General features: G+C 45.3%; 5 protein-coding genes. 2 read left to right on the top strand and 3 right to left on the bottom strand.

Features of this window, described 5'->3' with window-relative positions; all coding sequences use genetic code 11:
- On the top strand, window positions 1-7328 hold a 7328-nt coding region (locus IQ263_RS28950; RefSeq protein ID WP_445286303.1), incomplete at its 5' end, for a DNA/RNA non-specific endonuclease.
- Window positions 7329-7418: 90 nt separating this feature from the next.
- Here IQ263_RS28950 and IQ263_RS25425 read toward each other — a convergent pair.
- Both IQ263_RS25425 and IQ263_RS25420 read right to left on the bottom strand, forming a co-directional pair.
- Window positions 7419-8099, bottom strand: a complete 681-nt coding sequence (locus tag IQ263_RS25425; RefSeq protein ID WP_194070886.1) for a pentapeptide repeat-containing protein — start codon at window positions 8097-8099, stop codon at window positions 7419-7421.
- Window positions 8100-8249: 150 nt separating this feature from the next.
- Entirely contained in the window at window positions 8250-9191 is a 942-nt protein-coding gene (locus tag IQ263_RS25420; protein ID WP_194070885.1) for a pentapeptide repeat-containing protein, read from the bottom strand.
- Window positions 9192-9380: 189 nt separating this feature from the next.
- On the opposite strand from IQ263_RS25420, the gene IQ263_RS25415 reads away from it, so the two are divergent.
- A complete protein-coding gene (locus IQ263_RS25415) occupies window positions 9381-12950 on the top strand; it encodes a DNA/RNA non-specific endonuclease (protein ID WP_194070884.1) in 3570 nt (1189 codons plus the stop codon).
- Between the two features lie 80 nt (window positions 12951-13030).
- On the opposite strand, the gene IQ263_RS25410 is transcribed toward IQ263_RS25415, so the two are convergent.
- On the bottom strand, window positions 13031-13753 hold the full coding sequence (locus tag IQ263_RS25410; RefSeq protein ID WP_194070883.1) for a pentapeptide repeat-containing protein: 723 nt from the start codon (window positions 13751-13753) through the stop codon (window positions 13031-13033).
- Between the last annotated feature and the right edge of the window lie 602 nt (window positions 13754-14355).

Below are 14355 nucleotides of genomic sequence, written 5' to 3'. Positions count from 1 at the left end.
ATGTATTTGACGGCGGCGGCTACGAAGGCGAACTCGGCATTTTCAGCCTGGCTGGAATGTCCGCATTTATACCCGGAACTCCAGAATTCATTGCCGAAGCATCCCGTAGAGTTTTAAGCAATTCCACAAACGGACACATTGTAATTAGCGACAGCATAGAAGGGGCAAAATTCACCGGTGCGATGCCCTTCGACGGAGACTGGGACAGCGGCGAATATCAGGGTATCAAAACTTTCTCCATGCTACCAGGCGACACGTTTGCCGTCATGTTAGTCCCCAATGGTACAGTACAGTCATCGCTTCAATCCTCATATTCGGGAAATTTGTTCCCCGAAAATCGTCCCTTATTTAGTATCGCCACAGCCAATCCCAACGATACCGCTCATCTGCTACAAATAGCCGACATTACCGGCAGCGGCAACACCTTTGCCCTGGAAGATATGTCGCCTCCTAACTCGGACAGAGATTACAATGACCTAATCTTTAAAATTAGTGGCGCAACAGGAAACGCACCCCTGCTAGATACAGTCATCAATCCTGACAGAGAATGGCGCAATACGACTCTAGGACAACAATTGCTCGCCGAAGCCAATCCCCCGAATTCTGACAACAATCCGCCCGTTGTTTCACCAACAAGCACTCGGACTTATACAGAATTAGAGACAACTATTTCATTAGACAATCTTGCCACAGATGCAGAGGGCGACCCCCTAACAATTAGCGTCCAGGGTCCAGTAAACGGCACAGTAATTTTCAATCCCTTAACGAACAAAGCATCCTTTAAACCAGCAACTGGTTTCTCTGGAATTGCCAGCTTTGATTTCCTTGCCAGCGACGCTTTTGGGAGTTCAACGCCCGCGCGGGTGACAGTCAATGTCAGCGACGTTCCGCTGCTGAATCTAGATTTTGTGAAGCGAAATCCGAGCCTCAATGCAGGAGAAAATACGGAATTAGTTGTGCTGGGAGATTTTGCCGACCAAAAAGGTGTAGTGCTGCCAGATTCTTATTTAACTTACACTTCATTCAATCCAGAAGTAGCACCAATTGACGCAGCCGGGAAAGTGACAGGTTTAACCAACGGCACTTCAATTTTGAGCGCGAGTCGCAACAACCTGCAAGCAGTCACCCCAATCCGAATTGGGACGATGCCAGCACCCACAACAGACGCTCAACTGCATCAGATACTAGCCGAAATGTACGGACTAGACCCCTACCCAGATGCCGTCTCCCTGACACCCGGTGCAACCCGAAAACTCTCCCTCGGCTTAAACTCCAACTTCACCGAAGCCAACTTAACCGCAGCCAGCACAGGTACGCGCTACTTTAGCAACAACAGCAACATCCTCAACGTCAGTCCCGACGGCACCATTACAGCAGTCGGCATTGGCGATGGCACCGTCACAGCCATTCACGGAACCGCCCAAGCCACCATTCCAGTTCGAGTCGAAGCACCGCAAATCGGCACAACTGCCTTGGGAACCGACGGTGGCATCATCAACTCAAACGACGGAACCCTAGCAGTAATGATACCTCCGGGTGCTCTAGAACAGAATACAACCGTCAGCATTGCCCCAGTCAACCAACAAAACTTGTCCCTACCGCTACCACCGGGATTTGAATTTGCAGGGGCCTTCAACTTAAACTTTAGCGATAACTCCCTGAATATACCCGCCCAGCTAGCAGTACCAGCACCCGAAGGATTAGCACCAGGAACTCAAGCATACTTCCTCCGAAAAGGAGCAATTCCTGACGCGACCGGCACTTGGAATCCGATTTGGCTGCAAGAAGAATCAGGCATAGTCGGGGATGACGGCAACATTCGCACCCAGTCTCCTCCCTATCCAGGTGTGGTCAGACCGGGCGAATACGCAGTAGTTTACGCCAGTCCCACAGGCAGCGCCACCTTAGTCAAAGGTCAGCTTACCCTCAACTACAACTTCCCCCTAGCATTTTTTGGCATCATTGACCCCCAGGGAAATATCGGTCAGTTAATCGACCCGGACAAATTCGTTACCACCCCAGCCTTTACCGTAACTCGCGACATATCTTCAGTGCAGGTGGTAGCAATCCCCAAGGTGGGACTTCCCGTCATAACAGAGGTAGGCGTGCAGCGAAACGACGACGGCACTGCAACATTTAAGGCAGCTTTGAATATGCCAGCCCCAACTTCTTCTGACCCCACAACACCTCCTGTCCTCCAAAAAGCTGAGCTGAAATTCAAGGATGATTCCGGTCAACCATTTGAGAACAATGAGCCCCTCTTATTTCTGACCGGGGGCAACATTCTGGTCAACAATGCCAGCGACTCCAAAGGCAGTAAGTTTGAGGATTTGACAGTTAAATTCTATGCAGGCAACTCTATGTATGAGGGGACTGTAGTACCGACACGCAGCCGCTCTCTTGGGGGCAATCAGTATGAAGTAGCAGTTAAAGTGCCTGATACAGTAGTGCTGGGCGCTTCAGGCATCGTAGTGGAGAGGAAGCAGAACCAGACCGTCGAGCAAAAAGGTGTTACACCAGTATACAAAGAAATCCAGTACCACAGCAATCCAATTCGCCTGCCACAGGGGGCAGAGTACGTTTTTGCAGCCTTGGGCGGTTCTGACCGAGTAGCGGTTCTCAACGGTAAAAACCCCGAATCAGTGGTTGATACTACAAACAGCAAAGACTTGCTGTTGGCTCAAATTCCTGTGGGGACTAGCAGTGTCACAGATTGGGCAGAATCAACAGCCGTGACTAGCGACGGAAATCGCGTTTACGCAACCTTGAGGAATTCAGGTCAAGTGGCATTGGTCGATGCAATGGTACTGCGACAGGTAGATACTCAGCCAAATACCCCAGGCGTCAATCCCATTGTCCTGCCGGCGGGCGCTAGACCCAAGTCAATAGTCATCAGTCCTAGAGACGATTATGCTTACATTGGCGACTTAAATCAAGCGAAAATTTACGTCCTTGACATCAACCCTAACTCGGCAACTTATCACAAAGTAGTTGAGACTATTAACGTCACTTCACCATTAGGATTGAGTCAGTTGGCAATTAGTAGTGATGGGCGGCGGCTGTTCGGCACGGGTTCTGATAATAATGAGCAAGTGCCTAATCGTCGGATTTATGCAATCAATATTGACTCTAAGGACCGACCGAAGGATGAAGATTCTAATCCTCGTAAGTGGCATCAACAAATTGGAGTTATTCCTACTATTTCGGAGACCGAGGGAATAGCAGCTACGAATGAGCCGACGAAAATGGTGTTCACGAACGGATTGAATCTGATTAATACTGACCAGAATGACGGGCCTGGTTTTGGGGTGTTGGAAATTACTTCGGACGACCCTCTTAACTTTACTGCTTCTGTGAGTTATGCCCCTTTAAGTTTGGGTTTTCCTACTGATTATTTTGATGTGAATGAGGGGGTATCTGTCACTGTAACGCGGGATGGGCGGTATGGGTTTGTGGCTGGTCGCAATTCTGGAAGTCTTGGCCCTAATGCAGATGTGCGTTCTGGGGGAAATATTGGGATTATTAAAGACCCCTTGGGCCCGAATCCTCAATTAATCGGTGCTACCAGACCGATTCCAGAGGCTCTTACTAACGATTTAGTGCTTTCTAATGACAACAAATACCTTTATGGCTCTTATCCTTCTCTGACTGGTAGCGGGAGCGTTTATGCTTTCGATGTTGAGGAAATGATTAAAACTCTGGACAATCCCGGTCAATTCAAAATTGATAGTCTTGACAGGGGTGTTAAGTCTCCTTTCTTCAATGCTACTACGGCGAGGTCTGTGACTGCGGTTGATTTCACAAGGGTTCCTATTGATGATATAAATCCGGCTATTAGTATTGCTGCTGACTATGGGATTCTTCAGGAGAATCGACCTGCTAATCAGTTTACTTATGGGGTGCCGTTGGGTACAACACGCGCACCAGTCGGTACTGGAGGCAATTTACGGGATTTGAGTTCTGCACCGACTGACTGGCTGGATTTGAAGGGGCCTGGTGCAACGACAAGTGACCTGACTCCGACTTTTCAATGGCAGTTTGCTCCGGGTTGGGAGGATGTGAAAGAAGTTAATCTTTTTGTCAGTACCTTCGATAAAGGGGAGGGTTTGTTGCCAGAGGATAGATGGGAGGATCTCGCCAATATCCAAAATCCAAACTTCAATAATCTCAGCCCACAGCAGCAGCAAAACTTGCTAGCAAAATGGAACTCCCAGTTCGGCACTTTAGACTATAACCCCAACCGCATCCTCACAGCGACTTGGAAGCCTGGTCAAGGCTGGGTGGGGCTTGGTAGTCTACCCCTTGACCCTTCAAACACCAATACCCAGTTCACGCTGCCCGATAATCGGACTCTGACGGCTGGTCAGACTTATCATTGGGCTGTTGAAGCTTTGAGCAAGGATGGAAAGCGAAATCTTGATGTTGGGCAGTTCAAAACATCGCCACCGCCTGCTCTCAACGGCAACAGCACTTTCAGCAGCGTCACTGTACTGACCCACGGTTTTAAGCCTCCGGTCATTACCGCACCAGGGATTCCCAGCGAATTCTACAAAATGGCTGACAGCATTGCTACTACTGGGGGTGAAGGATTGCTCATGCGCTACGACTCGCCCACAGGTAACTGGGTTCCGGTCGATAAATACGGGCAAGTCTTGGGTGATTTCTTTAGTAATTTAACTTATTTTCCTAATGGTTTTGACCAAGCCGCTCCCAGTTATCGTACTGCTTTGTCGAGCTATATAGCTCCCTACCTCCAAAGCAACAAACCATTAGTGCTTCTGCCTGACTGGTCTCAAAATAATGAGTCAGCTATTCCCGATTCTGGCTTCACGGAGGCAGCAGCAGATAGTTTCTTTGCCTCGCTGGTGCAGCTAGATCAGTCGCTAGGAGGTGGTGCTAACTTCGACAGCCAAGGGAATTTTGTTCGCTCTCAGGGGGCAATTTTCAATTCGCCACTGCACTTTGTTGGCTTCAGTCGGGGGGCTGTGGTCAATAGCGAAATCATTCAGCGTGTAGGGACTTACTTCCCTCTAGCTGGCGGGAAGGAGAATTCTCTGTTTCGCGACCTCCAGATGACTACATTAGATCCTCATGATTTTGACCAACCAAGTTTTTCGGTACAGTTACCATTTCTAGGAGAAGCGGGATTTGCAGATTTCCGCGAACCGAAGGTTCAGGTTTGGAAGAATGTGACTTTTGCGGACAACTACTACCAAACGGTGCCCAGGCTAGACCAAGGCATTCCACAAATTCCTACGCTGACACCTGCGGGTCGAGACATTCCCAATTTGAGCGGGCCCGATGCTCTGCGAACAGAGATTAGAGCAGGTCTCAAATTTCCCAGAAACAGTGCGGGGGAACTTCTAGGGAAGCCTGACGAAACGGTTTTCTTGGGTACTCGACGCAATGCTGATGGTTATGAAAATAGTTTACCTGGGTTTACCAGAGACGATCTCGCTGGGGGAACGCACGGGAGAGTCCTGACGTGGTATGCGGGGACTGCTGACCTCGGACTAACTGAGTATCGCCAAAATTCTTCTAGTACGCAACCTGTTGACCCGATCTCGCGGCGTCGGGGTGATGGGCATTACGAGCAACTGTTTGACAGAGACTTTTCTTTCAGTGGAACTGCTCAAGACCCTCGTGTCAACCCCTGGTACACGCCTAAATATAGCGGGCAACCTAACTTTTCTCTGGGTGCTGCTAATGCTCCTAATGAGGGTATTGGTACTGGTTGGTTCTATTCTGTTCTTGGAGGTGGGTTGACTAAAGATCCCAATACGGGTGCGATTACTAATTTGCGACCGACTAATAATGTGGAGCGCGTGCCTCTTTCTTTTGACAATACAGCAGAAAGCAGGATGCGGGGAGATTTTGCGATTCCTACTCTTTTTGGTGGCAATTTTGATGCTGTTTTTAATCCGCGTAGTTTGTTCCGAAATGCGATTAGTAATGCGATTCCTGGTTGGTCTTTTCACGGCGGTACGTCAAATATTACGTCGCCGACAAGTAGGTTAGTTGATTGGAGGGATATTCCTAGTCTTGACAATTACAGGACAGAGGTAGGGTACGATCCAGCTCAACCTAACTATGCTCTGAGATTAACATCTGATGACAGCATTACACACAATCGGTTTGTTGTGCCTGATTGGGGGACTTTGCGATTTAATCTTCATGTTCCTAATCCTAATGGTGGCACGTTAAAGGTTTCTATCCAAGGCGATGAACCTGGTTATGAAAATTATCAACCCATAGGTAATATTGACTTGAGAGTGGCCGATGGTCGAGTTAATCCAGGTGATTTAGCAGAAATCGCTTACCCTACAGGCTATGCTGATACTGACACTAACCGGATTGGTTATGGTAATGTAGGGTTTGAAACTTTCCATGTTGATGTACCTGAAGTGTTGCGGGGCAAGTCAGCTAAGCTTAAGTTTGAGTTGGAAGGGAATGATACAGTTTATCTTGATGATGTCTTCTTTAAGAGCACTCATCTCATGTTTGGTAATCCTACTTTAAACGGACAAGTAGCTAGACCGAATGCCGCTGCTAATGCCAACAACTATTTGATTGAAAAACCACAGTATTCGCTGTCTTATAATGAGAGTAACAAAGGTTCTAATTGGGTGAGTTGGCAGCTAAACAAAACGTGGTTGGGCAATCTTGGATCACCACAGGGGGGTGGTGCAGAGCCTTACGATCCTTTCCCTTGGAGGTCAGATAGCGCACTTCCCAGTGAATTAGATACAACCGAGGGATGGGAATACCGAAATAGTGGTTTTGACCGAGGTCACTTGACTGCTAGAGAACAGCGTCAAAGAACTCAGAAAGATCAGTTTGCTACATTCCTGACAACGAACTTACTTCCACAAGAACCAGGGGAGAATCAAAGAGGAGCATGGCGAGCGTTAGAAGTCTTTAGTAAGGGAATTGTTAAGGATCGTGGTTGGGAATTGTATAACATTGCGGGTGGATATGAATCGTATAATGACGAATTACCACCCGATAACCCCCTCAATATAGAGAACATTAATCTTCCTGAATTCATGTGGAAAGTGATTGTACCTCTAAGACCTGGACAAGGTATAGCAGATGTAACAGCAAATACACCTGTAATAGCTGTCATGCTACCTAATTTTCCTAATTATCCCGGTACAACGCGAATACCGTGGTTTGATCCGGAAAACATAACTACTGTTGACAGGATTGAAGAACTTACAGGTCTTGACCTTCTCTCCAACCTCCCAGATGAAATTGAAAATATATTGGAGAGCCGATCCTATATTGGTTCAGTGACAGTTAATGATTTTCCAAATGTAGTTACCTAAGTTTTGGTAGTAGCTAACACTTGGCAATAATTGCTTAACTAGCGAGGGCGAATCAATTCTTCCTCGCTACTTTTAATACAGAAAACTTATTTACTGACAATGGTCATTCCTAATACTGCCATCTGGCATAGTTGTATTACACAAAATTGCGCCCCTAATTCTGTTAATGTTAGCCATATCTAAATTGATGAAAGATTCACTTAAGTCTACATTGGTTAAATTAGCTCCATCTAGCGAAGGCTCCTCTAAATTTGTATCTCTTAAGCAAGCCCCTGTTAAATTGGCATTGCAAAGAGCGCTTTGTGTCAAATTAGCTTCGCTCAAATTAGCACCGCTCAAGTCAGTTGCTTCCCATATAGCTTCAGCTATACTTGCCCCGCTGAGGTTAGCTCCCCTTAAGTTGGCTCCTGTTGAGTCAGTACAATCCAAATTTGCCCCACTTAAGTCAGCTCCACTCAGATCGATTCGGCATAATTCGGCAGAAGATAAACTAGCATTGCTAAGATTGACCCCCGATAGGTCAGCTTCAGCTAGCTTAGCCCAATCAAGTTGAGCATCGCTTAAGTTAGCACCGCTGAGATTAACAAGACTCAGATTTGCTTTAGTCAAGTTAGCACCGCTGAGATTGATACCGCTCAAGTCATTTTGACCTGGTTCTAGGTCTTCGACGTATGTCACGTCAGCAACGTTTAAGTTAGCACGACTTAAATCAACTCCAGAGAAATCCCTCTCTCCCGCAGCGTAACGCCTATATAGTTCTTCAACGTCCATAGCTTTCTTATGCAAGTTGTTTATGCTTTCATATTAGCACGCACTTTCACTCTTACCTTTTATGAATAAAATTCTGATTATTTCTGGTCTCCTATCGCTACTCAAAACTGTTAAATTAATATTGGTATAATATTAAATTTATAAGTTTATTTACTCAATCCAATCGGGTCCCTCTACGAATTCTCCCCCTGGTTCAATGGTTTTGCAGATAAAAGCTCCTATCCCACTGCCAAAACCTTTGGCACCTGTCAGGTTGGTTGCCACCAAAATAACATTTTCAGTTTTGGTTCTCTCGCAGTCAGCCTCGGTCAAATCAGCACCACTCAAAATAGCATCTCTTAAGTCGGCATCGTTCAAATTAGCTTTTCTCAGATTCGTACCGCTGAGGTCGGCATTGCTTAGATTAGCCCCGCTCAGATTCGCGCCACTTAGGTTAGTACCAAGCATTCTAGCTCCCTGCAAGTGAGCATTACTCAAATTGGCATTGCTCAAATTGAGAGCTATAAGGTTGGCTTTGCTCAAATTGATCCCACTTAGGTCAACCCCGCTCAGCCCAGTGTTCTGAAGCCCAATCCCCACAAAATTTCTCTCCCCAGCAGCGTACTGTTTGAGCAATTTACGAACTTCTATATATCGTTGAGCTGGAGGATCAAAACTAACTTCATCAAGAGTAGTATTGCGGAATATAGCTTGCTCCAAGTTAGCAGATGCCAGACTCACAATATACAAAGAAGTATTACTCACGTTGGCACCAGTTAGATTAGCACCCATGAGGTAAACTTCATTTAGTTCAGCATTGCTCAAGTTAATATCAGTTAAATCAGCGTTCTCTAAAATAATATCTCTCATCACAACACCTTCTAAGTTGGCTCCTCTCAAATTCACCCCCCGCAGATTGCTTTCTTCCCAGCTTGAATTCGAGAAATTGGCATAACTCAGATTGGCATTAAGCAAGTTGATATTTCTCAAGTTAGACTCTGTAAAATTAGCGTAACTTAAGTTAATGCCAGTTAAATCAACATTGGTCAGCTCGATCCCATAAAAATCTCTTTCCCGATTAGCATATCGTCTCAGTAATTCTTCTCTGTCCATAACTCTCCTCCTAAATCTCTACTACGATCCAGCTAAACCTAACTATGCTTTGAGATTAACATTTGATAACAGCATTACACACAATCAGTTTGTTGTGCCTAAATCCAGTATTTTGAAGTTCAACATTCATGTTTCAAAATTATACTACAATTTTCTAGGTATTATAAAAAGGAATAAAAGAAGGTTAGGGTGTTTGACTATGGGATTACTAAGGAGAACCGACCTGCTAATCAGTTTACTTATGGGGTGCTGCCGGGTACAACACGCGCACCCGTCGCTACAGCCGGCAATTTACGGGATTTGAGCATTGCACCGACTGACTGGCTGAATTTGAAGGGGCCTGGTGCAACGACAAGTGACCTGACTCCGACTTTTCAATGGCAGTTTGCTCCTAGTTGGGAGGATGTGAAAGAGGTTAATCTTTTTGTCAGTACCTTCGAGCAAGGGAAGGGTTTATTGCCCTGGGATAAGGTTGTCGATTTATCGGATTCGGCACTCCTTCCCGGCTTCTCGGAAACACAAAAGCGTCAACTTCTTTCCAAGCCTTGGAACGGTTATGACGATTTCAATCCCAACCGGATTCTGACGGCAACTTGGAAGAAAGATACTGGCAAGTGGTACGGACACGACGGGATTACGCCTCTTGACCAACCTTTAAATGACCCCGCAAATACTAGCACTAACTTCACGCTACCGAGGAGTCTTACTGCGGGGCAGAACTACAATTTTGCTGTTGAAGCTGTGAATAATAGCGGCGCTGTGACCAAAGATTTGGGGCAGTTTAAAACCCTACCTCCTTTTAGCAACAGTCCTTTCAGCAGCGTGAGCGTATTGACTCATGGTTTTACACTTTTGCCTAACCAGTCTGGGATTCCTGATTCCTTTTTCCAAATGGCAAACAAAATTGCCACTGTTAGCGGCAACACACCTGAAAACAGCGGGTTAATTATGCGCTATGACAAGCCTACAGGCAACTGGATTCCTATCGATTTACAGGGACGGGAGATAACTAATTTGACCGGGGGGCTTAAGACCAGCGATGCTAATTATCTGTCAACTTTGGCAAATAACTTAAAAAAAGGTGTGGCTATAGATGGAAAGGAGATTAAATACCTCAACCAGAACAAACCGTTAGTGTTGCTACCTGAATGGTCGTTAGACAGAGAATCAGTCATTCCTGACGTTGGCTTTTCTGAGGGTGCGGCTGATGCTTTGTTTGCTTCTATGGTGCAGTTGGATCTGGCATTAGGGGGTAAGGTTGGAGAGTATCAAAACAATCAACTCCAGCGGTTGTACGACAGCCAAGGGAAGCTGATTCGCCAGCAGGGGGATTTGTTCAATTCGCCGCTGCACTTCATGGGTTTCAGTCGGGGTACTGTTGTCAATAGCGAAATCGTACAGCGTTTAGGGACTTTCTTCCCCCAAGCGGGCGGGGTACAGGGTTCTAACAATCGTGACTTGCAAATGACAACTGTTGACCCCCATGATTTCTACCAACCTAATTTGAAGTTAAATTTACTGGACTTTATCGCCACAAATTTCAGCGATTTCTACGAACCCAAGGTTCAAGTTTGGAATAATGTGACGTTTGCTGATAATTATTATCAGACTGTGGCAGATCCTAATGGTGTTACTGCTACTCCTAATGGTCGTGCTTTGGGTCTACTTCCACAAGAGGAGTTGGATAAGAATCCAAAACCTGCTGGACTGAATTTTCCTAAAGCTACTAATGGCGATACTTTAGGGAAGGCAGACCGAGAGATTTTACTCGGTACTCGTAATGAGGAACCAGGTCGGATAAATAGTCGGATTGGGTTTACTAAGGATGATGTTATTGCAGGGACGCACAAGCGAGCATTTGGATGGTATGCGGGGACGGTTGATTTAGACTTGGAGGAAGTTTTACTTCAGTATCCTCATGTGGAGGCTTCTGAGAAGCCTCAAGCAGTTAACGATATGTTGGGTAAAATGGGTTTACCCGAATTGTTCGATCCGAATTTCCCGGCAGCTAAACCTTGGTATGATAATGGCAATGGTGAAGGGGTTGGTGAGGGTTGGTTTTATTCTGTTTTGGGTGGAGGTAAAGAGCAGCGGACGTTTAGTTCTTTTGGGCGCGTTCCGGTGAGTTTTGATAATACGCTCGAAGCTGGTATGCGGGGGGATTATGCGGTTCCTACTCTGTTTAATGGCAATTTTGACCAGTTTATTCCGAATAAGAGTGAGCCGGAAAAGTTGGGTCGGAATGCTATTTCTCAGGAAATTCCTGGGTGGTCTTTTCATGGTGGTACATCAAAGTTGGTGTCACCTATCAACAATCTTGTAGAGTGGAGTCAGATAGCTCAACAATCTCCCAATTTTTCCAATTACTTGAGCTTATTAGGTATTAACTCTCAAGCTCAAGATTATCAACCCAATTATGCTCTGAAATTAGGTGCGGGCGAGAGCATTACGCACAATCGCTTTGTGGTACCGGATTGGGGAGTATTGCGTTTAGATCTTCACGTTCCAGAGTCATCTTTGAACAAAGGTGGAAGACTCAAGGTGTATCTGGAGGAAGTAGGTTCGCTGGAAAATGTAAAAATTGGAGAAATTTCTTTAAAATCTGCTAACCCCCAAAAGGAGAAAGCTACCCGCACTAGCTTGACTGTGCGGAATGCTGCTGATGAGACTCGCAAACCTTATGACGTTAGTATACCTGCCGACTATGGCTATGATAAAGATACCATTGGTTACGGCTCATCTGGCTTTGAAACTTTCCATATTGATGTACCTCCCAGCCTGAGAGGTAAAGTTGCCAAACTCACGTTTGAATTGCAAGGTGCGGAGCCTGTGTATATAGACAACGCATTCTTCAAGAGTGAAGTTCTCAAGTGGGGGAATCCTACTGAAGCCAGAAACGATCTTCAGTTTGAAAATAACTTTTTGATTGAAAAGCCTCAATACACCCTTTCTTATAACCGCAGCAAAAACACCGTTAATTGGGTTGGTTGGAAGTTAGATAAAACTTGGTTGGGGACTGTTAAAAGACCGCAGTTTTTCGGCTTTGCCCAAGACCCGGAATTAGTAAAAACTGGCTGGTATTCGGTTAAAGATAGTGACTACGATGCGCTTTCTCTCAAAGATAAAGACGGGCAAGTAGTAGACAACCGAAAAGGCGATCGGTATGCCGATGGGTACATAGATTTTGAAATTAATGAAAATGGGAACTACATTCCTATCCTCGAAATAGATCGGGGTCACATGGCTCCGGCTGCTGATAGAAGCAGGACAACTAAGGATCTTTATGCCACTTTCTTAACGACGAACTTACTTCCTCAAGAGAGTAGTAACAATCGAGGAATTTGGGAGACTATTGAAAATCAAGTCAGGGCTGTAATACGTAACTCGCCTGACTCAAACGGTCTGGAAACCTATATGTTTGCCGGGGGATATGGATACTACGACAATCCCAGCCAGCGTCCCTATACGGGGATCTCGCAGAATTCAAACTTAGATCCCCTCATTCAATTCCCAGTCGGTCTGTGGAAAGTAGTTATGACAAAAGACAAAAACACCGAACTCCCTCAGTATGCTCACTATGGTATCTATTTGGGTAACGACGCAAGAAGTGGGTATCAAAAACAAACGATCCAAAACTTGGAAGACTTGCTCAATGGAGATTTGCCAGGTATATCTCCCCAATACCAATTCTTATCTAATCTGCCAGAGTCTCCAGGCAAAGAACGGATTAAGAATACAATCTTTGAGCGCTTGCCATAAACGAATAATTTAGAGATTTATTCCCAGGTCAGTCAGAGGGTCAAATCCAACATTTATTGACCCTCTCTCACTCTAACTATTTAAAAAATAGAATCTGTCGTAGAGGCATCAAAAATTTTAATCTTCTCCAATTTAGCATCTGTAAAATTACATCGAATAAAGCTTGATTCGATGGCCCCAGCTTTGCTAAAGCTAGCCTTGGTAAAATTGCAATCGATAAACGTACACCGTTGAATACACCCTCGATTCCAATTGGCTTTGGTAAAGTTGCATTGCTTGATGGTAGCTGGTCCTATACCTACCTCTCTTAAATCAGCACTGGTAAAATCAACGTCAATAAAGCTAGAAGTCTCTAAACCAGCCCCCCTGAGCTTTGCTTGTTTCAGAATCGTCCCTATGAATTCCGCATCATACGAGACAGCTCTTTCCAAAATAGCCCCACTCAAGTTAGTTTGATGCAGTCGAGCCGAGCTAAGGATAACTTCTCTGAGGTTAGCTCCGCTCAGGTTAGCTTCATTGAGCCTCGCCACCTGCAATATAGCTCCAGTCAAGTTGGCTCCACTCAAATTGGCCCCCATAAAATCAACGGCTTCTAGGTTAGCCCCTTCCAGATTAGTGCCGCTCAGGTTTATACCGCGCAGGTTGACTCCTCCAATTCTGGTGTTTTCTTCAGTTTGATATCGTTTGATTAACTCGTCAGCGTAACGTCTACCCAAAAGAATTCCACTTAGATTAAAGCCTGCGAAGTCTCTTTCTCCAGCCGCGTACCGTCTGAGTAGTTCTTCTGCATCTATTCTCTCCATAAATTTATCTCCTAGAATTTATTTATAATAATAACAATAATCATAGGTAAGAGTATTTGTATCTTTAAAACTATTTTTATTCAAATACTACTGCAATTACAAGCATTTCTCAATCACCCGCATCATCAGCTAAATCAGACAGAGATTACAATGACCTAATCTTCACAGTGCTTGGCGCAACAGGGGGTAAAGCCGAGATACTTGCAAAATAGGACGTGATATTAAGAAACGTAACAAATAAGCCCCTACGTAGCTTTCGAGGAAGCTTGCAAGCACAAAAGCATCCTAAATTGGCTGACTGTTCAACCCAGTTTGATAAGGCAGAGTATAACCAATACTCTGCCTCCGTACAGACCCAAAAAGCGTCCATCTTTTACTGCTAAACATTTCAGGCTTTGCTACTTCAAGTCATTTTGTCTTATATTTACAAAACTTTACGTCATGTCCTATTTTGCGCGTATCTCGGCTATACCCCTTTTTGATTCAGAATCTGGTCTTTTCTCTATTCGAGGCAGCAAACACTTACATTCGCTATTCGCGAATATAGAATGAAGTAAAGTGAGCGATCGCCAAAAGAGATGTTAAAACCCCAAGATAGGGCT

This window comes from Tychonema sp. LEGE 06208 (assembly GCF_015207505.1).
Lineage (GTDB): Bacteria > Cyanobacteriota > Cyanobacteriia > Cyanobacteriales > Microcoleaceae > Microcoleus.
Note: the sequence above shows the minus strand (reverse complement) of the source record. Positions and strands in the feature narration are given on the sequence as shown.